This is a genomic window from Pseudaminobacter soli (ex Zhang et al. 2022) (genome assembly GCF_014595955.1).
In the GTDB taxonomy this organism is placed as follows: Bacteria; Pseudomonadota; Alphaproteobacteria; order Rhizobiales; family Rhizobiaceae; genus Kumtagia; species Kumtagia pseudosoli.
The window spans coordinates 22,087-47,947 of sequence record NZ_JABVCF010000025.1; the positions used below are offsets into that span (position 1 = coordinate 22,087).

General features: G+C 62.8%; 20 protein-coding genes and 1 pseudogene. 9 read left to right on the forward strand and 12 right to left on the reverse strand.

The window, feature by feature from the left end; all coding sequences use genetic code 11:
• Position 1: 1 nt before the first annotated feature.
• The gene (locus HUI96_RS27860) at positions 2 to 1,375 is read right to left on the reverse strand and encodes an MmgE/PrpD family protein (protein WP_188257968.1); all 1,374 of its coding nucleotides are present in this window, start codon (positions 1,373 to 1,375) and stop codon (positions 2 to 4) included.
• Between the two features lie 367 nt (positions 1,376 to 1,742).
• Here HUI96_RS27860 and HUI96_RS27865 point away from each other — a divergent pair, with 367 nt between their 5' ends.
• The 6 genes from HUI96_RS27865 (at position 1,743) to speB (ending at position 7,680) form a co-directional block, all read left to right on the forward strand.
• Entirely contained in the window at positions 1,743 to 2,594 is an 852-nt protein-coding gene (locus HUI96_RS27865) for a transporter substrate-binding domain-containing protein (RefSeq protein ID WP_188257969.1), read from the forward strand.
• A gap of 33 nt (positions 2,595 to 2,627) precedes the next feature.
• On the forward strand, positions 2,628 to 3,401 hold the full coding sequence (locus tag HUI96_RS27870) for an ABC transporter permease (protein ID WP_188257970.1): 774 nt from the start codon (positions 2,628 to 2,630) through the stop codon (positions 3,399 to 3,401).
• On the forward strand, positions 3,401 to 4,162 hold the full coding sequence (locus tag HUI96_RS27875; RefSeq protein ID WP_188257971.1) for an ABC transporter permease: 762 nt from the start codon (positions 3,401 to 3,403) through the stop codon (positions 4,160 to 4,162). Before HUI96_RS27870 ends, HUI96_RS27875 begins: the two co-directional genes overlap by 1 nt.
• Positions 4,163 to 4,165: 3 nt before the next feature.
• The gene (locus HUI96_RS27880; protein WP_237684432.1) at positions 4,166 to 5,653 is read left to right on the forward strand and encodes an NAD-dependent succinate-semialdehyde dehydrogenase; all 1,488 of its coding nucleotides are present in this window, start codon (positions 4,166 to 4,168) and stop codon (positions 5,651 to 5,653) included.
• Between the two features lie 27 nt (positions 5,654 to 5,680).
• Complete coding sequence (locus HUI96_RS27885; RefSeq protein WP_273033231.1) at positions 5,681 to 6,493, forward strand: ABC transporter ATP-binding protein; 813 nt, start codon at positions 5,681 to 5,683, stop codon at positions 6,491 to 6,493.
• Between the two features lie 128 nt (positions 6,494 to 6,621).
• Positions 6,622 to 7,680, forward strand: a complete 1,059-nt coding sequence (gene speB / locus HUI96_RS27890) for an agmatinase (protein WP_188257972.1) — start codon at positions 6,622 to 6,624, stop codon at positions 7,678 to 7,680.
• A 179-nt stretch (positions 7,681 to 7,859) separates the two neighbouring features.
• On the opposite strand, the gene HUI96_RS27895 is transcribed toward speB, so the two are convergent.
• On the reverse strand, positions 7,860 to 8,864 hold the full coding sequence (locus HUI96_RS27895) for a LysR substrate-binding domain-containing protein (protein WP_188257973.1): 1,005 nt from the start codon (positions 8,862 to 8,864) through the stop codon (positions 7,860 to 7,862).
• Between the two features lie 162 nt (positions 8,865 to 9,026).
• On the opposite strand from HUI96_RS27895, the gene HUI96_RS27900 reads away from it, so the two are divergent.
• Positions 9,027 to 9,446 carry a universal stress protein gene (locus tag HUI96_RS27900; protein WP_188257974.1) on the forward strand — a complete coding sequence of 140 codons (420 nt, stop codon included), beginning with the start codon at positions 9,027 to 9,029 and terminating at the stop codon, positions 9,444 to 9,446.
• 827 nt (positions 9,447 to 10,273) lie between these two features.
• Here HUI96_RS27900 and HUI96_RS27905 read toward each other — a convergent pair.
• Genes HUI96_RS27905 through HUI96_RS27935 form a run of 7 tightly spaced genes read right to left on the reverse strand, consistent with a single transcriptional unit; the run spans position 10,274 to position 18,024 of the window.
• On the reverse strand, positions 10,274 to 11,779 hold the full coding sequence (locus HUI96_RS27905) for a M81 family metallopeptidase (protein ID WP_188257975.1): 1,506 nt from the start codon (positions 11,777 to 11,779) through the stop codon (positions 10,274 to 10,276).
• 12 nt (positions 11,780 to 11,791) lie between these two features.
• The gene (locus HUI96_RS27910; RefSeq protein WP_188257976.1) at positions 11,792 to 12,739 is read right to left on the reverse strand and encodes an ABC transporter ATP-binding protein; all 948 of its coding nucleotides are present in this window, start codon (positions 12,737 to 12,739) and stop codon (positions 11,792 to 11,794) included.
• Positions 12,736 to 13,695 (reverse strand): ABC transporter ATP-binding protein, encoded by a 960-nt coding sequence (locus HUI96_RS27915; protein ID WP_188257977.1) that lies wholly within the window; start codon positions 13,693 to 13,695, stop codon positions 12,736 to 12,738. The genes HUI96_RS27910 and HUI96_RS27915 overlap by 4 nt, the downstream gene beginning before the upstream one ends.
• Entirely contained in the window at positions 13,692 to 14,540 is an 849-nt protein-coding gene (locus tag HUI96_RS27920) for an ABC transporter permease (protein WP_188257978.1), read from the reverse strand. The genes HUI96_RS27915 and HUI96_RS27920 overlap by 4 nt, the downstream gene beginning before the upstream one ends.
• The gene (locus HUI96_RS27925) at positions 14,537 to 15,463 is read right to left on the reverse strand and encodes an ABC transporter permease (RefSeq protein WP_188257979.1); all 927 of its coding nucleotides are present in this window, start codon (positions 15,461 to 15,463) and stop codon (positions 14,537 to 14,539) included. The genes HUI96_RS27920 and HUI96_RS27925 overlap by 4 nt, the downstream gene beginning before the upstream one ends.
• Before the next feature lie 27 nt (positions 15,464 to 15,490).
• On the reverse strand, positions 15,491 to 17,059 hold the full coding sequence (locus HUI96_RS27930) for an ABC transporter substrate-binding protein (protein ID WP_188257980.1): 1,569 nt from the start codon (positions 17,057 to 17,059) through the stop codon (positions 15,491 to 15,493).
• 32 nt (positions 17,060 to 17,091) lie between these two features.
• Positions 17,092 to 18,024, reverse strand: coding sequence for a MurR/RpiR family transcriptional regulator (locus HUI96_RS27935; protein WP_337918672.1), 933 nt, complete (start codon positions 18,022 to 18,024; stop codon positions 17,092 to 17,094).
• A gap of 175 nt (positions 18,025 to 18,199) precedes the next feature.
• Between HUI96_RS27935 and menC the strand changes: the two genes are divergently transcribed.
• A complete protein-coding gene (gene menC, locus HUI96_RS27940) occupies positions 18,200 to 19,273 on the forward strand; it encodes an o-succinylbenzoate synthase (protein WP_337918673.1) in 1,074 nt (357 codons plus the stop codon).
• A complete protein-coding gene (locus HUI96_RS27945) occupies positions 19,270 to 19,992 on the forward strand; it encodes a GNAT family N-acetyltransferase (RefSeq protein WP_188257982.1) in 723 nt (240 codons plus the stop codon). The genes menC and HUI96_RS27945 overlap by 4 nt, the downstream gene beginning before the upstream one ends.
• 1,017 nt (positions 19,993 to 21,009) lie before the next feature.
• Here HUI96_RS27945 and HUI96_RS27950 read toward each other — a convergent pair.
• From HUI96_RS27950 to HUI96_RS27960, 3 genes and pseudogenes are all read right to left on the reverse strand, one after another.
• Positions 21,010 to 22,449: a M10 family metallopeptidase C-terminal domain-containing protein gene (locus tag HUI96_RS27950; protein ID WP_188257983.1), complete on the reverse strand. Its 1,440-nt coding sequence runs from the start codon at positions 22,447 to 22,449 to the stop codon at positions 21,010 to 21,012.
• 744 nt (positions 22,450 to 23,193) lie between these two features.
• A pseudogene (locus tag HUI96_RS30400) lies at positions 23,194 to 25,220 on the reverse strand (phage terminase large subunit family protein).
• Positions 25,198 to 25,761 carry a hypothetical protein gene (locus HUI96_RS27960; RefSeq protein WP_188257987.1) on the reverse strand — a complete coding sequence of 188 codons (564 nt, stop codon included), beginning with the start codon at positions 25,759 to 25,761 and terminating at the stop codon, positions 25,198 to 25,200. The pseudogene HUI96_RS30400 and the gene HUI96_RS27960 overlap by 23 nt, the downstream one beginning before the upstream one ends.
• Positions 25,762 to 25,861: the final 100 nt, after the last annotated feature.

Below are 25,861 nucleotides of genomic sequence, written 5' to 3' on the forward strand. Positions count from 1 at the left end.
GTCAAGCAAAGAGAGGGGTAATGGACGGGAGCGAACGATTTTCGATTTCGTTCACTGCAGCTGTGCAGGCGGTCGCGCGTTGTTCTCCCAGCGCGCCCGAAGCCAACCGAACGAATTTGGCCTCGAGAGCGCCTCGGGCGTAGCCTCCCGCGGCCGTGCTGCCCGTGGGATTCTCGCACGAGGCAGCGAACTCTCCTCCGTTCCGCGTCCGGAGCACGACACGAACGGGTAGAACCCCATGCCGATAGTATGGCTCGTCGGCGGCCGGATCATGATGGAGCACCACCGAGTCTCTGAGCGCACCTACTTGCGGGTCAAGTAGATCCGCTTCGAGAAGCCCTTGCGCTGGCGACCGGCCCAAAAGCTCCAACGCCGCCAGATGTGGCGCATGGAACTGAGCGTCGATAATCGAGGTGGGCGCATCACCACTGAGTTGGGCGAGTTCCTTGAAGCAATGTACTTCTACGGACCGGATATCCTCCGCCTTCACCTTGCCGGCGCAGTCGCGAAGCGCGTCGAGCATGGTGTGGGTCCAGCGGCAGCACCCATAGTGCTTGAAGCCGACGTCACGAAGTAGCCAGTCGCGCCCGAGGCCCTGCACCATCAACTTCGGGTAGTAGCGGTCGGAACCGCTCATGATCCAGAAGCCGTGCTCGCCCTCGAAGATGCTGCGGCTGCCGATGTATCCTTCGCCGGCCAGCAGCGCGGCTAGCAAACCCGCTTCGCTTGCGGCACCGTAGGTGTTCTTGATCCAGGGATATGGCCTGGGTTCTCCCGTCCCGAGTTTGCGTAGGCTGGGCACTGGAGCGTGGACGGCGGCAAGGCCCAGAGCATTCACCACCTTTTCCGCCGACAGACCCAAGGCACTCGAGGCCGCTGCGGCGGCTCCGAAAATCTGCCATGTGGAGAATCCGTAGACCTGCTGCTTCCGCTCGGGGCTTGGCTGCACGGCGCGCCCGATCCGCAGGGAGACTTCGTACCCGATGATCACCGCCCGCAGAAAATCGACACCGTCCATGGCGCGATGCTGGCCGAGCGCCAGGGCCGGCGGCACCACGGTTGCGCCCGGATGCGAGGGCGCGCCCGACCGAAAGGAATCGTCGAAGTCCAGCGCATTCGCCGCCTGGGCGTTCATGTAAGCCGCACCCAGCAGTGACAGCGTCCGGCCGGTACCCGGCACGACGATAGTGCCGGGGCCGTGCTGCCCGAGCACGTCGAGCACGGTCAGGCAGGGAGGCGTGGCGGCTCCGGCGATCATGCAACCGATGCTATCGAGAATGCACGCCTTTGCCTGTTGGACGACGTCGGTCGGGACATCGTCCAGTTTCATGTCCGCCGTCCATTCGGCGAGCAGTCTGGTTTCAGAATTCGTCAATCACCGACCCCTTCCGTCTCGATAGTCTCCGGACCGGAAGCGGCCTGCACCTGCATTGCGGCGGCCGATCACGCGCGTTCGAAGTGCCTCAGAATGTGCCGGACCGCACGTGGAAGTCTATTATCGATGTCGCGCCAATTGTTTCCGATTTCCTACATTTTGTTCGTGTTCATTGGGAAAAAACGGCTTGATCGCCTGGTTGAGGCCGATTGTGTCGAAGATCGGAACAATAAGCGGGCGGTTCGCTATTATTCCCGCCATTTGGTTCGCATAACATTCCGGCGCTATGAACCAGCCATAATCGGCGACTGGCTGCGCCGGCACCGCCGAACTACAACGAATTACAACCCACTGGGAGGGAGGGACAATGAAGTTCTCCAGCATGCTGAAAGTTGTGGTCGCCAGCACGATGCTAATCGCGGGCGCTGCTCAGGCCGAAAATAAATGGGAGACGATCAGAATAGGGACGGAGGGGGCGTACAAGCCGTGGAACTTCACTGATGCCAGCGGCACTGTGATCGGTTTCGAGATAGATCTCGCGAACAGCCTGTGTGCTCGAATGAACGCGAAGTGCGAGATCGTGGCTCAGGACTGGGACGGCATCATCCCTGCCCTGAATGGCGGCAAGTACGACGCGATCATGGCGGGCATGAACATCACCGACAACCGGCTGAAAGCCATCGATTTCTCCCGTCCATACGCCATTTCGACGGCGAGCTTCGGTGTGCCGAAGGACAGCCCGCTGGCGGCCCTTGCCGGGACTGGCAAGAACCTCAACCTCGAAAGCGATGCCGAGGAAGTCAAGAAGGTCATCGAGGAGTGGAAGCCTCTACTGGAGGGCAAGACGATCGGCTTCCAGGGTGGAACCATCATCGATGAATTTTTCGAGGCATACCTCAAGGATGTCTTCGTTCTTCGCGGCTACAAGACGACCGAACAGCATGATCTCGATCTTGCAGCTGGCCGGATCGATGCCATTTTTGCTGCCCAGGCAGCGCTTACCTCCACTTTCAAGCGACCGGAATTCAGCGACTTCGTGATCGCAGGCGCGGGTATCTATGGAGACATCATGGGTCGTGGAATAGCGGTGGGGCTGCGCAAGACCGATCCGGATCTCAAGGCGAAATTTGATGAGGCCATCCAATCGGCCGTGGAGGACGGAACCATCGAGCAACTGTCGCAGAAGTGGTTCGGGCTCAGCATGACACCCAAACAATGAGGTAAATCGATCCCTGCACCGGAGCACGCCAAAATGACCATCTTCGAGCTTATTGGGTTTGGCCCAAATGGCTGGGGACTGGCCATGCTCCTTGCAACCGCCATGACGATCGCCTTGGCCTTGTGCGGTTTCTCAATCGGCTGTGTTATCGGCGTTGCCGTGGCTCGTGCCAAATTGTCGAAGAGCCGCCTGGCGGTTGTCATGGCGGACTTCTACACGACCGTCCTCCGTGGGGTTCCGGACCTCCTTGTGATCTATCTCTTCTACTTCGGGCTGAGCCAGTTCCTCAGCGGGACCGTCACCTTCTGGTGTGCCGATGGCGGCTTTCTTCTCGGGCTCCTGCAGCCTTCCGCAATTACCCCAGGACTGTGCGGTTCGCGCGGCTTTATCGAGTTGCCGCGCTTTCTCATCGGCAGTCTCGCCCTTGGCGTCGTTTCGGGTGCTTACCAGGCAGAGGTCTTCCGCGGCGCCTATGGTGTTTTGAGCCGCGGGCAGATCGAAGCCGCCAAGGCCGTCGGCATGAGCCCCTTCCTTATGTTCCGCCGCATCATCGCGCCGCAGGTTCTTGGATACGCCATCCCTGGCCTGGCCAATGTCTGGCAACTCACATTGAAGGAGTCGGCGCTGGTATCGGTGATAGGACTGGTGGAGATTCTGCGCCAATCGCAGATCGCCGCCAATTCCACGTTCAAGCCCTTTTACTTCTATGTCGTGGCCGGTTCGCTCTACCTCGCGATCACGGCCGTATCGACCTACGGCTTCAGCCGCGTCGAGCAACATTCGTTGCGCGGTATACGGAGGGCATGATGGACATGTCCTACATGGTCGACGTGTTCCTGGAGCTTCTTTCCGGCGTGCCGTTGACTATTCAGCTCGTAGCCACCTCGACCGCGGCCGGCATGATTCTCGGCCTTCTCCTGGCGTTCATGCGCATGTCTAGCAGCGCTGCCGTTCGGCTATTCGCGCAAACTTACATCTTCGTGTTCCGCGGTACGCCGCTTCTTGTGCAGATTTTCCTTATCTATTACGGGCTCGGCCAATTCCACCACACGCTGCAGGACATTGGCCTGTGGTGGTTCTTCCGGGAGCCCTACTGGTGCGCCATCCTGGCGCTGACGCTCAACACCACCGCCTACACGGGCGAGATCTTTCGCGGCGGCCTCCAATCGGTGCCTTTTCCGATGATCGAGGCTGGACGCGCCTTCGGAATGTCCCGGTTTGTACTCTTTCGGCGCATCGTGTTTCCGATCGCACTTCGCCAGGCTCTTCCCGCCTACTCGAACGAGATCATCCTGATGATCAAGGCTACGTCGCTGGCATCGATCGTGACGATGATGGAGATTACCGGGCTTGCTTATAAGCTCATCTCGGAAACGTTCCGCGCGGTGGAAGTCTTCGTCTGCGCTGCGGCCATCTATCTCGTCCTCACCTTTGTGATCACACGAGTTGTGCAAGGACTCGAATGGTGGCTGTCGCCGCATCTGCGCCGCGATCCGAAGTGGATGATGCGGCGGGACGGCGATCGGCACTACGCCAAGAGCCAAGCCGCTTCATCAGGAGGGCTTTGACAGATGCTGGCCGCGCCTCCCGGATTTGAGACGATGAGTTCATCGCACATGCATTCTGTGTTTCCGGAAAAGATTGAACTGCTTGTAGACGGCCGTTGGGTTCAAGGCAGCGAGCGAAATACGGCTGAACTCGTCAATCCGGCAACAGCGGAGGTCCTTACCGAGATCCCCCTCGCCGGCGTGGCCGATCTGCAAAGGGCGCTCGATGCTTCGGTCAAGGGGTTCTCAGTCTGGAAAGAAATGACCGCCGCCGGACGCTGTGAAGCTCTCCGAAAAGCGGCGGAATTGATGGCCGCGGACAAAGAACGCATAGCCACGATACTGACGATGGAGAATGGAAAGCCGCTCGCCGAGGCCAGGGCCGAGATCGAATTCTCCGTCGAAGCTCTCCAATGGTACGCGGAAGAGGGCAAGCGCGCCTATGGCCGCATGATTCCGGGCCGCCTCGAAAACCAACGGCAGATTGTCCTGAAGGAGCCGGTCGGCCCGGTGGCGGCGTTTGCCGCCTGGAATTTTCCTGCCGCCAACGTGGTCCGCAAGATCGGCGGCGCGCTGGGGGCCGGCTGCTCCCTGACTCTCAAGGCATCGGAGGAGACCCCCGGTACGGCGGTTGCAATCGCCCGGTGCCTGGAAAAGGCCGGTCTTCCCGAAGGCGCGCTGCAGCTGGTCTTTGGCGTCCCGGACGAAATCTCATCCTACCTTCTTGCTTCTCCTGTCATCAGGAAAGTATCGCTCACCGGCTCGACCGCCGTTGGCAAGCTGCTGCAAAGGCGCGCCGCCGAAACGCTGAAGCGTTGCACCATGGAACTGGGCGGCCATGCGCCGGTGATCGTCCACCACGATGCCGACATCGAGAAGTCAGTGGCTGTTCTCATCGCGGCCAAGTACCGGAACGCCGGTCAAGTTTGCACCTCCCCGACGCGCTTCTACGTGCATCAGGACCTCTACACCCCCTTTGTCCAACTGTTCGCTGAGAAGGCAGCCCACCTCAAGCTCGGCAATGGGCTGGAGGCAGGCACGCAGGTCGGACCGGTCATCACACGGCGGCGGCTTGCGGCGATAGAGTCGTTGGTCAGGGATGCCGAGACCAAAGGAGCACGGTTGCTGACGGGTGGCCGAAGAATCGAGCGGGACGGCAATTTCTTCGCGCCGACGGTGCTGGCCGATGTGCCGTCGAGTGCCCGCATCCTCAGAGAGGAGCCATTCGGGCCGGTCGCATCGATTATGCCGTTTTCCCATTTTGACGACGTGATCGAGCGCGCCAACTCGACGCCCTACGGGCTGGCCTCGTTCGTGTTTACGCGAGACGCCGCGCTGGCGCAGCGTACGGAGCTGGCATTGGAGGCGGGTCTTGTCGGTGTCAACAATACGGCGATCTCGGCTCCCGAGACACCCTTTGGCGGTGTCAATGAATCTGGCTACGGGTCCGAAGGTGGGATTGAAGGTCTCGAGGGCTATCTGCGGACAAAGTTCATATCAGAGGTCTTCTAGATGAGAATACTCCGGGGGCCGGTCGGTATGACTGCCATGTCCAACGCCGAGGCCGAGGGCAGCATCCCTTCCAATGCCGCCGTCGCGGTTCGTAATCTGCACAAAAGGTTCGGAGCGCTCGAGGTCCTGAAGGGAATCTCGCTGACCGCTCGCGAAGGTGATGTCGTCTCGATCATTGGCGCCTCCGGCTCCGGCAAAAGTACCTTTCTGCGCTGCATAAATCTGCTCGAGATTCCCTCAGAGGGCCGCCTTTGGGTATCTGGGGAGGAGGTTCACCTCAAGCCAGGCAAGGACGGCAACCTCGTCCCTGCCCAGCCAAGGCAGGTGGAGCACATCCGCGCACGGCTCGGGATGGTGTTCCAGAGCTTCAACCTTTGGGCGCACCTCACCGTGTTGCAGAATGTCATCGAAGGGCCGGTTCACGTGCTCAAGATGCCGAGGGCAGAGGCTGTCGTCCGCGCCGAGGTCCTGCTCCAGAAAGTAGGCCTTTACGAAAAACGGCATCAATACCCCTCCTTCCTGTCGGGAGGACAGCAGCAGCGGGCGGGAATTGCCCGCGCACTGGCGATGGACCCGAAGGTGATCCTCTTCGATGAGCCCACCTCCGCGCTTGATCCAGAGCTCGTTGGGGAGGTGCTTCGCGTCATCAGGACCCTTGCGGACGAAGGGCGCACGATGCTGCTCGTGACACACGAGATGAGCTTCGCCCGCGATGTTTCCAGCCATGTCGTTTATCTGCATCAGGGGCTCGTCGAGGAAGAGGGACCGCCGCAGCAGATCTTCGGTGCCCCGATCAGCGCGCGCTGCCGCCAGTTCGTCTTGGGAAGCATTGCTGCGTGAGCTGCGGATGCCTCGGTTTATCCGAGCTCGAGAGGGACGCTCTCTGGCCGACAGGGCAATGATCAGTCGGGGCAGACGCTTTCGCAATCCAACCTCTGCCGACGGTCGGAATTGGAGACATTGTTGTGATGGAATTCGAAGAGAACCTGAACAGGCTGCGCGCGAAGTATGTCGGGACGAACGGCGATGAGCCTTTCGATGCACGCTTCCGCAAAGTCGTCGAAAAAATTACTCCGCTGACCGGCAGGCGCTCGGCACCCTATGCCGGCTTGCCGACGCTTCTGGACGCGCCCTTCAGGGCGGTGGATGCCGACCATGCGGATTTCGGTGATCTGCAGGTCGCGCTATTGGGAGTGCCGATGGATCTCGGCGTGTCCAACCGAGCGGGGTCGCGCTTCGGGCCGAGGGCGCTACGGTCAATCGAGCGGATCGGCCCGTACAATCATGTTCTGGACTGCGCGCCGGTCCACGACTTGCGGGTGGCCGATATTGGCGATGTTCCATTTCGCAGCCGCTACAAGCTCGAACTCTGCCACGAAGACATCGAACGGCGCATAAATCAGATCGTCGACGCCGGCGTCCTTCCGCTGTCGGTCGGCGGCGATCACTCGATCAGCCATCCGATCCTCCAAGCCGTAGGGAAGCACGGCCCCGTCGGGCTGATCCACATCGATGCGCATTGCGACACGGCTGGCGTCACCGACCTCACGAAATTTCACCACGGAGGGCCATTCCGCAATTGCGTGCTCGACGGCGTCATCGACCCCAGGCGAACGGTTCAGATCGGCATTCGGGGGTCGTCGGAGTTTGCATGGGAGTTCTCCTACGACTCGGGCATGACTGTCATCCATATCGAAGACGTTACACGCATGGGGATTGCCGCCGTCATCGAGAAAGCGAAGTCGGTAATCGGCGACGGAGCGACGTATCTATCCTTCGACATCGACAGCCTTGATCCGAGTTTTGCACCTGGCACCGGCACTCCGGAAGTGGGTGGGCTCACGACGCGCGAGGCACTGGAACTGATCCGTGGATTAAAGGGGATGAATATCGTCGGCGGCGACGTCGTCGAAGTGGCTCCGCAGTATGACGCGACGGCGAATACCGCTCATGCGGGCGCCCAGATCCTGTTCGAGATTCTTAGCTTGATGGTGTTCTCCGCGGCCAGCAAACAGAAGGTGCCCTAGGATCTCCTCTCTTCGAGTGCTGCACATCCGGCGTTAACGCCTTTGTAAACTCGGTCGCAAGGACGCAAGACCGAACGACGCCTGCAACCGAAGGTCCATGCCGTTCGGTTCCGGCTAGCTCCACGGCATGAAGGCACAAGTGCGGCCGGCGACAACAGCGTCGATGCGGGAACATCCGACTAGAGATCTGCCAATATTTGCGATTCTTGTCTGGGATGACGATCTGCATAGAGAGCTTCTATCGCGCTTATCGTCCTGCGGATGCGAGGAGCGACATTTGTCGGGTTCCAGGCCAGCGAGACATCCCCGATTGCTATGCGCTCCTTCAGCTTCCTGAACGTCACGCCGGGCATCTTCAGGTTATGGGTCCACTCGGGTACAAGAGCCACCCCCACCTTCGCGCCCACAAGAACAAGCGCTGACCAGGTATCATTCACAAAGATGTATTCGTTCGGCCGGAAGTCGGCACGATTCAGTACTTCACGAATACGGCTGTACAGGTTTCGTGTCAGTTTGGCTTCATCTTTAAGTTCAGGGGAAAACAACAGCATTCTCTCAGACTGGAGATCGTATATCGACAACGATCTATCCGGTGGCGCATTATCCCCCTCGGGGAGTGCTACGATGAATTCGTCAGAGAAAAGCGGAAGGTGCGCGAGACTACCATCAACTTCAAAATTCCGCATCAACCCCAGATCAATTTCGCCACTTTGGAGACGATGATTCTGCTCGTTCGACGACTTGAAACTTAGTTCAATATCAAAACTGACGTCGTCGCTGAGATGCCTATATATCTCACCGATATGGGTGAAAATGAGTGCATTGTTGTAGGCTATCTTAACCGATCGGACGAGGCTCTTGTTGGACGTTACCTCTTCAACGCTATGTTCTAGGCGGGAGAGCAGAAATCGAATGTTTTCAGTTAACCGCTTCCCTTGGTATGTAAGAGATACGTGACGTGTCGACCGCTCGAAAATCTGAGCGCCTAGTGTCAATTCCACTTTTTTGATGAGCTGGCTGAAGGGAGCCACGCTCATATTGAGCCGCTTCGCCGCGCGTCCAAAGTGAAGCTCTTCAGCCAGAATCGATATCGCTTCTAACTCGCGAACCCGCAGGCTCGACAACGCCGCCCTCAAGAGCAAACTCCAAACCCATGCTGCAAAACAGGATTCAGAATAGGGCATGGCACCGCCTCCCTTGCAAGCCTTCATGCGGACTCAACTGTGTTCGTGCATGAGAGCTCGGCGCAAGCGCTCTCGGCCTGATCTACGAGAGTTCATCAGCTATAGACGTTCCGCACTCGTAATGCTGTGATGCAGGCGCGATCCAGGACACGGAGGTCAATCTTGTACAGTCACATTCTCATAACGACCGATGGTTCAGAACTTGCGCAGAGAGGCGTCGACCATGGCCTAAGCCTTGCTAAGAACCTCGCCAGCAAGGTCACAGTCCTTACCGTAACTGAGCCATATCCGTTGCAGAGCGCAGCCACAGTGGAATCTTGGACGAATGCCCAGAAGGAGCATGCCGCGGCGGCGCTGGCAAAAGCCGGTTCAGCCGCCTCTAACATGGGCTTGAACGCCGAATTGCTCCAGACAACCAACAGTTCCCCGGCCGAGGCGATCGTGGAGACGGCAAAGCAGCTTGGCTGCAGTCTGATTGTAATGGCGTCCCACGGGCGTCGCGGCGTCAGCAGACTGCTGCTTGGCAGCCAGACGGCGGAAGTCGTCCACTACTCAGCCATTCCAGTTCTCGTCGTGCGCTAACGCTTCCCTGTGGAGCCCTGTGAACAGGGGGCTTTCACTGACTGGCTGTTATAGTTGCCAGCCCGTCGGAGATGTAAGCAGATTAGCTCGTGCAAAGAGGCCATTTGGTATCTGCAGAATTGCTCCTGGGTCGACGGCTTGATCGCGACAGCGACGGCAGACCTTGCGAGGGCCTGTGTTGAACGACGGCTCTTTCACCGACGGGACTGGTCGCATGTTCGGCTGTCTACTTCTGGCGCCACAACGTCATTGACCTTGTGAGAACGCGAAGATCTGACCCGTTGGTGACCTTCGTTTTGGTATCGCGATGACCGCTACGCGCCCGATGTCGGTCGTTGAAGCAACCTTTGCCTTCGCCCGGAAGCGAACGTTCCGGGTAGCTTGCATCGAAGTCAGCTGTGCGCCGCGATGTCGGTCATTCAGGGGCGTTGACCGCTCTCCCGAAAGCAGACCTGAGACTTGTCCCGCCTCTACGTCGGGAACCCCCGCCGACGAACTGCGCGCTGGAGGTGTCTGTGGCATCACCATCTGAGAGATTGCCGCGCGACCTGGAATGTCGCCGTCCTTTGGCCAAGTAGGCCATCCGCCTTGTCGAGCGAGAATGCCTTATCGCCGTCCTCCGAGCGCGCTCCAAAGATCTGCGCAATGGACCCAACCATTTTCCCATCCTGTCTCAGAAAGGCGTGGTTGAATATTCGGCGGCGCCCTCGGATCGAGATTTCAGCTTCGGGCCGATTGAGCCTGCCAAGCCGAACGCCAGAACCACCAATAGTGGTATACACCGCCTCTCTGAGGTTCTGGCCTACGAACCCGGCTGCGAACCATAGTCACAGTTCATGCGGAAAGCCGCCACGGTCCAGCGGCCAGACCGGACGGCGGACGCGAACATAGGGTCGAAGGTGCGCCTGCGGGGTAGCGAGCGCCCCGGTGTCGCAGACGATTACCCGGCCTGCGACCGGCTCGAAGGCGGCGCGGAAATGCTGCATCGACTTCACCACCAGAAAGCGCAGTCGCGAGGGCTCGATGCCGAAGGTGCGCACCTGTTGGAGGTCGAGCATCTGCCCCGGCAAGGTGACGATGAGGATGTCGATCCCCCTCACGCGAAACACGGCGGTCCGGCCGAAGCTGTGGGTGATACCGCCAAGGATCGGCCCGTCGCCGGTATAGGTGCCGTCCGAAAGGTGAACGATCTCACCCGTTAAAGTAAGCGGGCCGCCGCCGAAGGCTGGGTCGCACTTGCCGCCGATCGCCAGCGACACGGTCTCGCCGACCGTGTGCCGATGAAGTTCCGCTGCGGCTGCCGGGTCGATCATCGGCGCAAAGGCCCCTCCCGCGGTACCGACTTTCAGAAGGGCGGCGAGAAGCGCGGTGGCATCACCATAGGCGCCGGCGCCCGGGTTGTCGGCGTAGTCGGCGATCACCAGAGGCCCCCGGGATGAATCAAAGTCGCGGGCGGCGGCGGCGGCCTCGGCCGGGCTGAGAAAAGCGTTCGCGGTCTGCCCACGGCCCTCCCAGATGGCGTGGGCGAGGTCCTCGGCGATTTCGCGGGCGCGCGGGCCGGCGCCTACGTCATGCGTCACCAGAACGGTCGGACCCATCTCTTCGACATCGGCTTCCGAAAAGCCGGCGTTGATCGAGACGGCAAGGATCCCCGGCTCGGCCTCGAAGGCGCTGGCACGGGTGTAGAGCGCCGCCGTCTGCGGCACATCGGTGCGGCCGCCATTGGCCTCATCGAGCATCGGGCGGTGGGCGCGCAGCGTGCGCGGCCGGACCGCCCCGCGCATTGCCGCATCGAGAAGCCGGCCGGCATGGCCGCCGGTCTCGCGCATGTCGACATGCGGATAGGTCTTGTAGCTGACAAATATCTGCGCCTGTTCCACCATCGCGGGCGTCACCATGGCGTGCAAGTCCAGCGTGACGGCGATGGGGAGTGCGTCACCGAGGATGGCACGGAGGCGGGCAAGAAGCTCTCCCTCGCCGTCCTCGCAGAAGGTGGGCACCATGGAGCCGTGCAGGCTGAGCGCCACGCCATCGAGCGTGGCGCAATGGGCGCGGGCAGCCTCGCAGATGATCCCCGCGATGTGGTCGAAGGCTTCGCGCGAGACGCGGGCGCCCGGCGTGGCATGGGCTGAAACGGCGTGGGTCACACGCCAGCCGGCCTCTCGGCCCGCGTCGAGGAACCCCGCCAGTTCGTCATTCACGTCCCCGAACCGGTCGATGGCCGCCTGGCCGATATCGAGCACACCGTCGCGGAAGTCCTGGAGCGTTGTCTCGCCCTTCTTGAAGGTATTGCTTTCATGGACGAAGGCGGCGGTAAGGACGTGGAATGGCATCGGATGTGGCTTTCAGAGAGGATGGAAGCAGGCGACGGGATGGGCCGGGTCCTGTGACAGCACCGGCCGCTCGCTGCGGCAGCGGTCGGACGCAAAGGCGCAGCGCGTGGTAAAGGCGCAGCCCGCAGGCAAGGCGAAGGGACTGGGGATCTCACCGCCAAGCGGCGCGATCTCGCGCCGGCGGGCCGGATCGGGGGCAAAGCCCGACCGCATCAGCGCATCGGTATAAGGGTGGCGCGGCGCGGCTTTGGTATCCGGCAGCACCTCGACCACCGAGCCGAGATACATCACCACGATTCGGTCGCAGAAATACCGCACGAGGCCGAGGTCGTGGCTGATGAACAGGTAGGTCAGCCCCATCTTGTCGCGCAGATCGGCGAGAAGCGCGATGATCTGCGCCTGGATCGAGACGTCGAGCGAGGCGGTCGGCTCGTCCAGCACGACGAAATCGGGGCGCAGTGCGAGGGCGCGGGCGATGCCGACGCGCTGGCGCTGTCCGCCGGAAAGCTGGTGCGGGTAACTGGTCGCAAGCGTTTCCGGCAAGCCGACGGCGGCAAGCATGGCCGCCACGGCATCCGGCGGCATGGCACGGCTCTGCACCCGGAAGGGCTCGGCCAGCACCCTGGCCAAGGTGAACCTCGGATCAAGACTCGAATAGGGGTCCTGAAAGACCATCGCCATGCGCTTGCGCATCGCGCGCAGGGCGGACGCGGGCAGGGCGGTCAGTTCGGTGCCGTCAAAGACGATCCGGCCGTTGGTCGCCTCGATCAGCCGCAGGATCAGGCGGGCCAGTGTGGACTTGCCGCAGCCGCTCTCGCCGACCACGCCCAGCACTTCGCCACGGGCGATTTCCAGCGAGACATCGCGTACTGCGATCATAGCGCGCTCGCGCGAGAACAGGCCGCCGCCGGAATGGAAGCGTTTCGTCAGTCCTTCGATGCGGAGCAGGGGGCCGGTCATGGCGCAGCCCCTGCATGGTGGCAGGCAACGCTACCCGCGTCTCGGGGTAGAAGCGGCGGGGCGCTGTCCTGGCAGAGCCCGGTCGCCCGCCGGCAGCGCGGATGAAAGCGGCAGCCGGTCGAGAAGGCGAGGGCCGAGGGCACCGCGCCGGGAATGCCGCGAAGGCTACCCCTGGCGGTCCCTTCCTGCGGGATGCAGTCGATCAGGGCGGCGGTATAGGGATGGGCAGGGGCCGCGAAAATCGGGCCGACCGGCCCCTCTTCGGCCAGGCGGCCGCAATAGAGCACCGCGACACGGTCGCAGATCTGCGCGATGACGCCCATGTCATGAGTGATAAGCAGCAGCGCCAGCCCGCGGTCGCGCACCAGAGCGCCGAGTATCTGGATGATCTGTGCTTGCACCGTGACATCGAGCGCCGTGGTGGGCTCGTCGGCGATGATCAGTTCGGGTTCGCCGGCAAGCGCCATGGCGATCACGATGCGTTGCTTCATGCCGCCGGAAAGCTGGTGGGGATAGGCATCGACCACGGCTGCCGCGTCGGGAATGCGCAGTTGGGTCAACAGGTCCAGCGTGCGGGCGCGCGCCGCGGTTTTCGTCAGGCGAAGGTGCATGCGCGAGACGATATCGACCTGCCCCCCAATCCGCTGCACCGGGTCGAGCGCGGTCATCGGGTTCTGGGTGACGAAACCGATGCGCCTGCCGCGCAGCGCGCGGCGTTCGGCCTCGCTCATCGCCGCTATGTCCCGTCCGGCGAAGCGCACCTCACCTTCGGTGACACGCCCGCCGATCAGCGGCAACAACCCTATCGCGGCCATGGCGGTCAGCGACTTACCCGAGCCGCTTTCACCGACGAGGCCGAGGATGCGGCCGGGTTCGACGCTGAGGCTGATGCGGTCGAGGAGCGCCACCTTGCCGATTGCGACGCTGACGCGGGAGAGTTCCAGAAGCGGACTCATCCAGCACCCCGCAGCTTCGAACGGATATCGAGTTCGGCGATCAGCGCATCACCGTAGAGGTTGATCGCCAGCACCGTCGCCGCCACGGCAAGGCCCGGAAAGATGATGATCCAGGGCGCCTTGAACACCAGCGCCGAGCCGGCTGACATCATGCCGCCCCAGGAGGGCACCGGCGGCTGCGCGCCAAGGCCGAAAAAACCGAGCGTCGCTTCGAGGATGATCGCATCGCCCGTGGCCAGCATCGCCGCGACGAGCACGGGGGCGAACGCATTGGGCAACAGGTGGCGCAGCAGGATATACGTGTTGCCCGCCCCGAGGCTGCGCGCCGCCTCGACAAAGGTCTCCCCCTTCAGCGTCATGATCTGGGCTCGGGTTAGGCGGGTGAACTGTGCCAGATAAGCAACGGCGATGGCGATCATCGTGCCGGTGGTGCCGGGGCCGATGATGGCGACCAGGATCAGCGCGATCAGGATCTCCGGGAAGGACCAGGTCAGGTCGACGACCACCGTCACCGCGCGGTCGAACCGGCCGCCGAACCATGCAGCGGCCGCGCCGAGCACCATGCCGCATGCCACCGATAACGATATGGCGGTGGCGCTGACCGAAAGCGAGGTGCGCGCGCCGTACATAAGGCGGGTCAGAAGGTCCCGCCCGAACTCGTCCGTGCCCAGCCAGTGGGCCGCTGAGGCAGAGCCATAGGCCTCCTTCAAGGCCTGTGCGTCATAGGCATAGGGCGAGAGCACCGGGGCGAAAAGCGCCGCTGCGACGATAAGGATGAGCCACGCGCCGGCGATGCCGCCGACCGGCCAGCGAAGCGCACGCATGGGGGCGGGCCACGCGCTCATCCCATCGCCGCCCTAACGCGCGGGTCCATAATCGCCTGCACGACGTCGCCCAGGAGCGTGCCCAGCATCACCGCCATCGCCAGCATCAATAGGCACGCCTGCACCACCGGATAGTCATGCTGACCGAGCGACTTTATCAGCAGTGTCCCGAGACCCGGCCGGGCAAACACCACCTCCACGGTGATCGCCCCGCCGAGGATCCAGCCGATCCTAAGCGCAAGGATCGTCACCACCGGGATCAGCGCGTGGCGAAGGACGTGAAGAAGTTCGATGCGCCAGGGAGGCAGTCCCTTGGCATGCAGAAGCGTGACGAAGTCCTGCCTGACGGCCTCGATCATCGCCACGCGGGTGATGCGCGTGACCAGCGCGGTGCCGCCGAGGCCGATCGTCAGCACCGGAAGCACCAGCGAGTTCCAGCCGCGCGCGCCGGAAACCGGGAACCATCCCATCCAGACGGAAAAGACCAGCATCAGGATCAGCCCCAGCCAGAAGTTGGGCATGGTGGAGCCAACGAGCACGCCGCCCATGATGGCGCGGTCTGGCCAGCGGTCGCGCCAGAGCGCCGCGATGATTCCCAGCGTTACTCCCACGACACTGGAGAAAAGCAGCGCCAGCCCGCCCAGGCGCAGAGAATGCGGCATCGCCTGCGCGATCAGTTCGGCAACCGGCCGGCGCGCGACAATGGCCGTGCCGAGATCGCCCTGAAGCACCTTTCCAAGCCAGATGCCGTATTGCACCGGCAGCGGCCGGTCGAGACCGTAGCGCGCCTCCATCTTAGCGCGGGCCGAAGCCGGCGATCCGACCTTCAGCAGGTTATCGATCGGGTCGCCGGGTAGGAAGTGGAGAATGGAGAAGATCACCACCGACACGGCCAGGAAAACCGGCACGAGCATCAGCACACGGCGGATCAGCCACGGCAGCATGCCGGTCCTCCCTTGCCGCGGTCGCGCCTACTCCTTCACCTCCATGTCCATTATCGCCACCGTGCTGATGCCGGGCGCATTGATCTCCTCAGGCATGACCAGGCGGTCCTTGTTGTAGGCGACCGCCTGGACGGGCTGATAGATCGGCGCCATCGGGAACTGGGTCAGCACATAGTCATGATAGGTGGTAAAATTCGCCACGCGCTCCTCCATGTTCTTCGAGCCGCTCATGGCTTTCGCGCGCAGTTCTTCCGCCTTGGGGTCGTTGAACATGGAAACGTTGGGATAGCCCAGCCTGTCGGCGCCGAAGAACCAGTCGACGATGTCGGCATTGTCCCAGTTGTAGGAACGCACGGCCAGTTGCTGGTTGCCGGTCTTGTACTGGTCGCGGATCATCGAGCTGTCGAAGGTGGTGATCTCGGCTTCGATGCCGACCGCCTTGAGTTGCGCCTGGATCACTTCGGTGAGGCGGCGGAAGATTGAATCGGACTGGGTCCACAGGGTTACTTTCAGGGGGGCTCCGTCCTTGGCCCTCACGCCGTTTTCACCCTTCTGCCAGCCGGCCTCGTCCAGCAGTGCATTCGCGCGGTCAGGATCGTAGTGGATCTTGGCGCTGTCGGAGACGTGGCTTTCCGGCAAGGCGGAAATCAGGAACGTGTCGGCGACCGATCCGACTCCCCCGAAAACCGAGGCCAGGATTTCTTCCTGGTTGATCGCCTTTGCTGCCGCTTCGCGCACGCGGATGTCGTCGAAGGGGGCCTTCGTCACATTGATCGGCATGTAGTAGACGTCCTCGCCGGGCATGGTCAGGACGGCGAGGTTCGCGCTCTTCTCCACCTCGGTGGTGAGGTCGGCGGGAACGCTCAGCAGAAGGTCGACGCCGCCGGTCTTGAGTTCCAGCAGCGCCGTCGAATCCTCGGCGATCTCGCGCAGCGTCAGCTTGGCGATCTTCGCCGGCCCGGCGTTCTTGGCCAGGGACGGACCCCACTTGTAATCGTCGTTGCGAACGAGCACCGTCTCCTGGCCGATCGTAAAGCTTTCCAGCTTGAACGGACCGGTGCCGTACACCTCGGTCACGCCGAAATTCTCGCCGAGCGCGGCCCTGGACTCCGGTTCGACGACCGACATGTAGCTCGAAGACAGGTTGTAGAGCAGGTTGGGCTCCGGCCGCGCCATCACGAACTTTACCGTGTCGCCGTCGATCACCTGAACCTCGGCGATCGCCTCGCTCATATAGGCGTTCTCGCTGGTCTTGAACTGTTCCAGCCAGGTCTTGACCACCCCGGCGTCGAACGCCTTGCCGTTGTGAAATGTCACGCCCTTTTTGAGATGAAACGTCCAGGCCATGCCGTCCGGCGCTTCTTCCCAGCTTTCCGCAAGCCAGGGGTGATAGGACAGGTCCGCTGCCTGGCTCACCAAGCGGTCGAAGATCAGGACCGTCCCACGGCCCAGATTGTTGGCCCGGATCGGATCCAGCGTCGGTATCCCCACCTCGCTGTTGGGAGCGACGAACACCACCTCTTGCGCCTGGGCGGCGAAGATCGCAGCAAGGCTGACGGAGGCTGAAATCAAGGTCTTGCGGAAGGGAAAGGTCATGGCGTCTCCTCTCTGTGTTTTGAACCTGTGGCTCACTTTTTGCCGGGACTGCGCCCGGTGACGATATGGCCGACGAACTCGTCGTAGAGGGCTGAAACGTGGGCAATCCTGGTTTCGACCTCGGCCCCCAATTCGCGAAACACGCCATTCACCATCAGCCCTATCAGGGAGGACATGGCCGAAGTCGCATCCCAGAATTGATTGAGGTCGGTCGGCACGGCGAACAGTTCGGTGACGACGCCGGGCGCCCAGTCGCAATAGGGATCGGTAATCAGCGTCACCGGGATCCCCTCGTCGCGCGCGGCCAATGCCAGATCGTGCGTCAGGCGCGAATAGCGCAACCCGTCGATCAGGACGAGCGTGGTCTCGGCCGCCTCTCCCAGCAGGATTTCCGCGAAATGGCCGCCCGCGACATCCGCCAGATGCACGCCCGGCCGTAGGTATTGCAGGTTGTGGGCCATCTCGACCGCGTGGCCGCGTTCCGTCTGGAACCCTGCGATGAAGACCGAGCGCCGCCGCGCCAGCCGCTGGATCGCCGCCTCGAAGGCCGGTGTCGCCGCAAGCTCATAGACGGTGACAAGCGCGGCAATCTCGCGTTCCAGCGCCCGCGCCAGTTCCGCCCCGCCTTCGCGGCTGCGGTGGTGGAAATCCTTCAGCCGATCGCCGATGAGCCAGGGCTTGTCACCCAGATCCGCCTGGAGACCGGATTTCATGTCCTTGAGATGGCGGTAGCCAATGGAGCGGCAGAACCGACCGACGGAGGCCTCGGACACGCCCACCTTGCGGGCAAGCGTTGCCGCGGTCTCGAATGGCAGCGACGACTGGTTGGCCAGCAGGTAATGCGCCAGCGCGCGTTCCGAAGGCGTGCCGCCTTCCACGGCTGCGGTCAGACGGTCATGCAGATTGCCGTCGGAGGCGGTCCGATCGGCCGCACCATCAGATTGCTCCTCCTGCGAGCGACCCACCGGCTCTCCCCTCCCATGTGGATGAATTGACCGTGACAGAAATCTTTCACCTCGTCAAACAGTGTAAGTAAACTGTAACAATGCTGCGGAAGCGCATTACTTCAGGATACCCGCCATGCCCGATTCCACGTCCACTCGCCTGCCTCTTCGCATCGATGGCGCCGAACTGCGCCTGGTGCGCCTGCCGCTGGTGAGCCCGTTCACCATCGCCACCGGTACGATGACCGAAAAAATTTTCCCGCTGTTGATCCTTCGCTCGGGCGGGCTGGAAGGCTACGCAGAGGGCGTTATGGACACGCTGCCCGATTATCTGGAAGAGACGGTTGCCGGGGCGATGGACCTTCTGGCGACCGTGCTTTTGCCGCAGGTTCTGGGTAAGGCGTTCCCCCATCCGCTGTCGCTGGCGCGGGTTCTCGCGCCATGGCGCGGAAATTTCATGGCCCGGGCGACGCTGGAGATGGCCTTCTGGGACCTGTGGGCCAAGGCGCTGGACATGCCGCTACAGACCGTTCTCGGCGGTGAGGGCGAGGCGGTGGACGTCGGCGTCTCGCTGGGCATCGCGCCGATTGCCGCAACGCTGGACAGCGTCGCCTCCCATGTGCTGCAGGGCTACAGGCGGATCAAACTCAAGGTGAAGCGCGGCCACGACATCGCGCTCCTCGAGGCCGTCCGGCAGGAATTCCCGGACGCCCATCTGACCGTGGATGCGAATTGCAGCTACACGCTGGCCGATACTGACCTGATTCGGCGGATGGACGAATTCGACCTCGACTACATCGAGCAGCCGCTGGCCTGGGACGACATCCACGATCACGCCACGCTGCAATCGCGCGTCCGCACGCCGATCTGCCTCGATGAATGCATCCGCACGGTGGAGCACGCGCGGAAGGCGTTGCAAGCGGATGCGGCACGGGTGATTAACATCAAGGTCGGGCGCGCCGGCGGCCATGCGGCGGCGCGCGCCATCCACGATCTGTGCGAAGCCTTCTGCGTGCCGGTCTGGTGCGGGGGAATGTTGGAAGCGGGAATCGGCCGGGCGCACAACATCCATCTTTCGACCCTGCCGAATTTCACAAAGCCCGGCGACACGTCCTCGGCCAGCCGCTATTTTACCCGCGACATCATAGAGCAGAAACTAGAAGCCCGGGATGGAAGGATGCCGGTGCCCGAAGGTCCCGGTATTGGCGTTACGCTGGACCAGCATTATCTCTCCACCGCCACCCTGTCGCGGCAGGAGTTTCGGCCGTGAGCGGCCCTGTCCTGCGCGAACTGTCCGGCATGGCGGAATTCCGCGCCGCCGAGGCGCTTCAGCGCGAAGTCTGGGGTCCGGGCGACCTGCCCGATCCGGCCGATTTGATGATGGTGATCCAGGCCGAGGGCGGCCTCGCCGGCGGCGCCTTTGCGGAGGGGCAGCTTCTCGGCTACGTCTTCGGCTTCCCGACACGCGACCCTTCGATCCAGCATTCCCACCGGCTGGCCGTACGGCCGATGGCGCGCGGCGCCGGCCTCGGCGTCCGCCTGAAGCGGTATCAGCGCAACTGGTGCCTGGCGCGGGGCATCACCCGGGTTCGCTGGACATTCGATCCTTTGCGCGCGGTGAACGCTGTCTTGAATATCCATCAGTTGGCGGCGACCTCGAACACCTATCTCGAGGATTATTACGGCGAGATGGAGGGGATCAACCGCGGCCTCGCTTCCGACCGGCTTCTGGTGGACTGGCACCTCGAGTCCGCGGTGGTCGCCGCCTTGGCGCAGGGTGGACAGCGCCCTTTGCGACCGGCCACAGCGCTACCGCTTTCCCTTCCGAAAGATCTCGAGCAACTGACGAAAACGGCGCCTGGTCATGCTCGCGACCTGCGCAACCGGCTACGCAATCTGTTGCAAACGGCTTTTGCAAATGGGCGCTCGATCGTGGATTTCGACCGGAACGAAAGATGCTATCTTCTTACCGAAAACAATACGGCATAGCTGATGATTTTGAGCCGGAAAGCGACGCATTTGTAGAGGATGATGTCAGGTTAATCTGATGACGCCATACCTTGGAAAGTGAGAAGGTTCAGGTTACGACGGCCAGCGCATTCCACTGCGCGATCGTCCGCAGGCAGTGCAGATGGATGGTTATAGGGCGGCTCTACGAAGCTATCACTGATCCCCGGTTGACCTGACATCACCCCCTTAGGTGCTTCAAGCAACGGCCGCTTTGCGCGGATTGTTTCCGAAATCGGACCGGCAGGAAACGGCCCGTTGTATCCGTCCGACAGCTCTGCGCCACATGTCAGCCGTAGAGGGCGCTCTTGCCACTACCCAAAAGCAGACCTTGCCGACGTCGAAGGTTCTAGGCCGTGGATTCGCACAACGGCCAACCAAATTTCGCTAGGCGGCCACGCACCTCTAGGCCGGGCGGGCTCTTACGCCGGATGCTGCAGAGCACGTGGCGAGGTCCGCACCGCGCAAATCTGGCAAGTGGATGGTTGAGGAGAGATATGGACACGAAGCATGTCGTAGAGAGAACGGCTATGCCGCACCAGCTTGCCGCGTCCCGGCGGGCGGCCTTGACGGGCCGGCGCCGGGGAGCCCGAGTGCCGCATGCGCCGCACGAGCTTGATGGCGAAACTGTCGCTGACGCCAAAGTGGCGGGCCGCCGCCCGGCAGGAATGGCCCGCAACAAAGTCTGCGACCCGCACCCTGAGATCGAGGGAATAGCAGTAACCCATGATCCACCTCCCTTTCCAGGCAGGGAATCACAGATCACATCAGTCCAAAACCTCAAGAATCCAATTTCCAGTCCGATGCTCTAGGGCACAGGGAATCTCAAAGAAGGAACGCCCAGCCCAAAAATTCCGCTGGGCAATTCCGAGAGCTGGAAAGGCGACGCTGGGTCTCGAAGACTGAACCGAGGTGCCCTGACGGTCCATGGCTGCGTGATTACAGGCGACAAGCGAGCCGGCGCCATAGGCGTCCTGTCATTGGTGGATGCTGGTCATCCTAGAGGAAGAAATCAGCCCCTGTGAAGGCGTGCTTGCCGGCCACCTCGAACCAATATTCAGCCTTGCTGTCGGCGTCGGTGTTCAACTCGACACGCGTGACTTCCTCGGCTGAGTCATAGATCGCGCGCACCTGGCTGGCATTGCGGGAGCCGAAGTCTGCCTCACCGATGAAGGTGAAATCCTGGTTGCCGCCCTTGCCCTCATTAGCGTCGATGGCACGAAAGTCGAACTTGTCGGCCCCTTGAGTGAAGTCCATGAACAGGTCTACCTTGCCGCCACCGTCCATGTCGCCGCCGCGCGTGAACACGAAAATGTCGTTTCCGCCGCCGCCCCAGATCGTGTCGGCGCCGTTCCTGCCGTTAATGATGTTGGCCTGATCGTTGCCGACGATGGTCTCGGCCGAGTTGGTGCCAGTGAAGCTGGTGCCGCTGAAGGTCGTCTTCGGCATGGTAGGCGCGGGCTGGCTTGCGGGCTCCTGGACTGAGGTGTCGGGCGTCGGCTGCAATTCGGTGGCGGGTCCTGTGGTCGGCTCGGTCGGCTCCTCTGTGGCCGGAGCCGTGGCGCTGGCGCCGTGCTCGTTGATCCACTCGGCCTTGGCCTTGTTCCAGTAGTCGCGTGCGGCCTGGCCCTGCAGGATGGTGAAGCCGGCCGGCGGCTTCGGATAATTCGCTGGCAGCGGCGTGTCGGACAGGTTCAGGAAGAAATTGTTGCTCGACTGCTCGACCCGCTCCCAGGCGTGAGCCAGGCGCTCGTAGCCGTTGTGGTCGACCTTCTCGATGGCGATCACCGTGTCGGTGATCTTGATGTGCGGCACGACCTCGTCGGCGCCCGTGCCCTTGTCGACCTTGAACGGCGAGCCGTGGGACATGTTGCCCTCGGTGAGAGCCGGCGTCAGGCGCATCAACACTCCGTCGAGCGTCACCGTGTTCATGCTGCCGTCGATCCCCTTCGAGGAAGATGACGGAGCCATGCTGATGCCGGCGTGAACGCCGTCGAAGAGCGAGTCGCGGATCGTGCCGCTCATCAGCTTGTCGTTCTCCAGCGCATCATCACGGGTGCCGATGACATGCACGTGCTCGATGAGGAAATTCGGGCTGTTTTCGGAGATCCGCAGGGCATCCCAGGTGTTTGAGATCGTCCAGTCTCGGATGGTAGCGTTGGCGCTGCTTTCGATGCGAAGCCCCGCCGAGTTGCCCATATCGTAGATCGTGCGCCAGTCGCCCTTCTGGTCGGTCTGACCGAGGATGGTGCCGCCGTGGACGACAACACCAGGAGCGTTGACGATCGCCACGGGATAGGGATTGCTTTCGCCGTCGCTGCCGTCGTTGTCCTGAGCCCATGATGCGGTTTGCGCATCGATCGTCGTGTTCGCTGCAGAATTCTTCAGCTTGTATTGCGTAAAGCCGTAAGCGCCGGTCAGGGTGATGGTGTTGCTCATGCCGATTACCCCTTTTGTATGATAGCCCTGTTTCCCCGGCCAAAATGGCGAAACGGTCGCGCCTACGTGGCAAGAAGGGGGAGAATGAGTGGACAAAGAAGGGCAGGCGGGGCAGCAACAGAGCGGTTCTAATCGTCCTCGATCCGCGCGAACGCGCCGCCGTCATTTCGTCGATGGAACGCCTGACAACGGGCAAGTCGACGCTAGTTCTGCAGTTAGGGCCGCCGGCGGGTGCCGGCCGTGGCGGAACGGCTATCCGAGAAGGTAGTGCGAGCCGCTTTCGAGCTCGTCGGCGAGGCCCCGCGGCAAGATAGTCAGGTGCTGGTGGTCAACCACGGCGGTGTGCAGACTGTCGGCACGCAAATCGGGTCTTAGGAATCTCCGACTAGCCAGGGGAGTGGCGGAATCGTGCCCCACCGCTGAAGCTGCATGCGCCAACCGAGTTCAAATCCTGCGCAGGTAAGGTCTAGCTTATTAGCCTGGAGATGCCCCACGGACGCTTCGGGCACGTGGTTAGTCACTAACGTCAGCATGTCTGCTTTCCGAGCGTCGCTCTCCAAAAGCTGCCTGTCTGGTCCCGGCCCAAACACGACATTTACAGATCACTCTGCCGAGGCGGCTCCTGGCGCAACTTGCTCGTTCGGCATCAGAGCTGGAAGAGAGACACTGAGAGCGCCGGCAGGAGCTTTGTGGCCAAGCCTGCATGTTGTGATGCCGGCGGTGTTTGCTCGTTGCTGTGTTCTCCTACGCCATCCAAGAGCTTCGCCGCACGCGACGCCCCTGTGGCCTTCTGTACCGAACTGACCGCACCGGCTGCGAGGATGCTGGCGGAGGAGATCCGGCATCAGTGTCCGCATCTGGCGCTGCTGCCACCAATGGCTCTGCCCGAAACCCGAACTCTGCCTCGAGATCGGCCCAGTGCGAGGGCGGCCAGCGGTCGGCGCCGATCAGCCAGGCCGCGGCCCGGGCGTAGACGCGGCAGTCGAGGGCCTCGTTGCGTTCGCGCAGCTTCTGCCATTCCAGCCGCGAGAAGCCGCGCTTGGTGCGCACCGTCACCAGCTGCTCGCCGACAAACTGCTTGCACCACTCGCTGTCGATCCAGGTGGGAAGATGGATGGTGCCGGCCGGGTATGCTGCTCCGGCTTCCCGTTCCTCGCCGCTCGGACGGGGCAGGCGCAGGAAGCGATAGGTCTCGGCCTTGAAGGCGGAGCCGGCCACGGTCCAGAGCTTGGCGCCGCGGCGGATGCGCTTGCCGCGGGAGGTGGCGTCGACATAGGTCGGGCCAGTGACGGAACTGGCGCGATTGAAGCTTTCGACGCCCTTGATCGGCGCGACATGCGACGATCCGGACCGTCGGGCCCAGGCATAGACGGCCGGCGCCTCGAAGCCGGTGTCGATCGCCAGCCTGAGGATGCGCATCGCCTTGCCCGAGGCGCTCTGCCAGGTGCGCGACAAGAGCGCGTCGAGCCCTGCCCAGCAGGCTTCGTCGCCCGGTCCGCCGTCGAGCACGACATGATCGACGAGCCAGCTTTCCAGCCATGGCCCCAGGCCCACACATCGACCTCGATGCGGTTCTTCTGGACATCGGCTCCGGCGGTGAGGAACAGCCCGCCCGGCGGGACGGATCCGGCTAGCCAGGACTCGCGCCGGTCGTGCAGACGCTGCCAGTCCGGCGCCTCGCCAGTCTCGACCCAGGTCTCGCCAAGGATGGTGTTGCGGAAGGCCTTTTGCGACTCCTCGGAGCCTTGCGCGGCTTCGCAGGCGCGGGCGATCGCCGCCCAGGACAGCCAGCCGGCCGGGGAATAGAGCGCCGAGAGATGGAAGCCGGCGGTCGAGATGTCGCTTGCCGTGGCAGTCGCTCGCCACTCGCCTTTTTCAAGCATGGCGGTCTTGCTGTGCTCGCCGATGGCGACGTCACAGGCCTCGCACTGATAGCGCGCTGTCTCGGGCTGGCCCTTGCCCCAGCGCAGCCGCTCGAACTTCAGCCACTGCATGGCGCCGCAGGCGGGGCAGGGGACATGGTAGCGGCGCTGGTCGGAGGCCTCGTACTCCCGCTCGATGCGTGACAGCCCACGGATGGTCGGGGTGGAGGCCCGGAACACCTTGCGGCGATGCGAGAAGGTGAGTGAGCGGGATTCGGCCAGCGTCACCGGATCGCCCTCGTCATCGGCCGAGGCCGGATAGGCATCGACCTCGTCGAGGAAGATGTAGCGGGCCGGGGTCGAGCGCAGGCCGACGGCGGAGTTGGCGCCGGTCAGGATCAAAATGCCGCCGGCGAACTCTTTCGACAGCATGGTGTTGCCGGCATCGCGCGAGCGCGCCGGCTTGACCCGTTCCCTGAGCGCCGGGCTTTCCTCGATCAGCGGATCGATGCGGTGGCGGGAATTGCGCTTGGCCAGTTCCACGGTCGGCTGGACTGCCAGCATCGGCCCGGGCGCCTGGTGGATGACGAAGCCGATCCAATTGTTGCCGGCCTCGGTGGAGCCGACCTGGGCCGCCTTCATGAAGACGACGCGCTGGACGGGAGAGCCCGGCGACAAACAATCCATGATTTGCTGCATGTACGGCGTGCGGCTGGTGCGGTAGCGGCCGGGTTCGGCCGACGCCCGCGCCGCCAGCATGCGGTGCTTGTCGGCCCATTCGGAGACGGTCAGGAACGGGTCGGGCCGCAGCCCGTCGCGCCAGGAGGCGCACAGCTCCTCAAAGCCGGCAAAGCCGGCAACACCTGTCAGACTATCTTCCAGCACCTCATCGGAAGTCGGCACGAACATCGGCCAGCTCCGCCAAATGCGTGCGCACCTGGCGCTCCAGAAGATCGTGCATGGTAGCCGTATCGACGCCGAGCTCGGCCGCCATCAGTGCGGCGACCCGTCCGGGCCAGTTCACCCAGGCATCGCGTTCTTCGCGCGCCAGCCGGAACACCAGGATCTTGGCGCGATCGAGCGCGACGAGTTCGCCCTTCAGCTTCTGCAGCTTCAGGCGGCGTTCCTGCGCCTTCAGCACCTCGTTGGCGGTGCGGGCCTGCAGGAAGGTGGTGGAGCCACCCACAGCCGGCGCCGACAGCCCCTGCTCACGCAGCGTCTCGCCGACAGCCGACAGCGCCGCCTCCGGCACCGGCTTCAGCTTACCTCGGCTGGGGGCAGGGCGCTGCTTGGCCGGGTCGGTCATCGCCGCCCGGCGGGCATCCGAGCCTGCGGCATCGATCGAGCCATCGGCAAACAGCACCAGCCGGCCGGCAAGGCGCGCCTTCTGCACGGCGCCGCGGGAAACACCGGCATGGGCCGCATAGCGCCGCTCGCTCATGCCCTGCATGGCGGCCACTATGCCCCCGAACTCTGGCGCACCGCCTGCCGGCCGGTAAACCGCTGCCAGCGCTCCACCGCCACATCGCAGTAGCGCGGGTCGAGTTCCA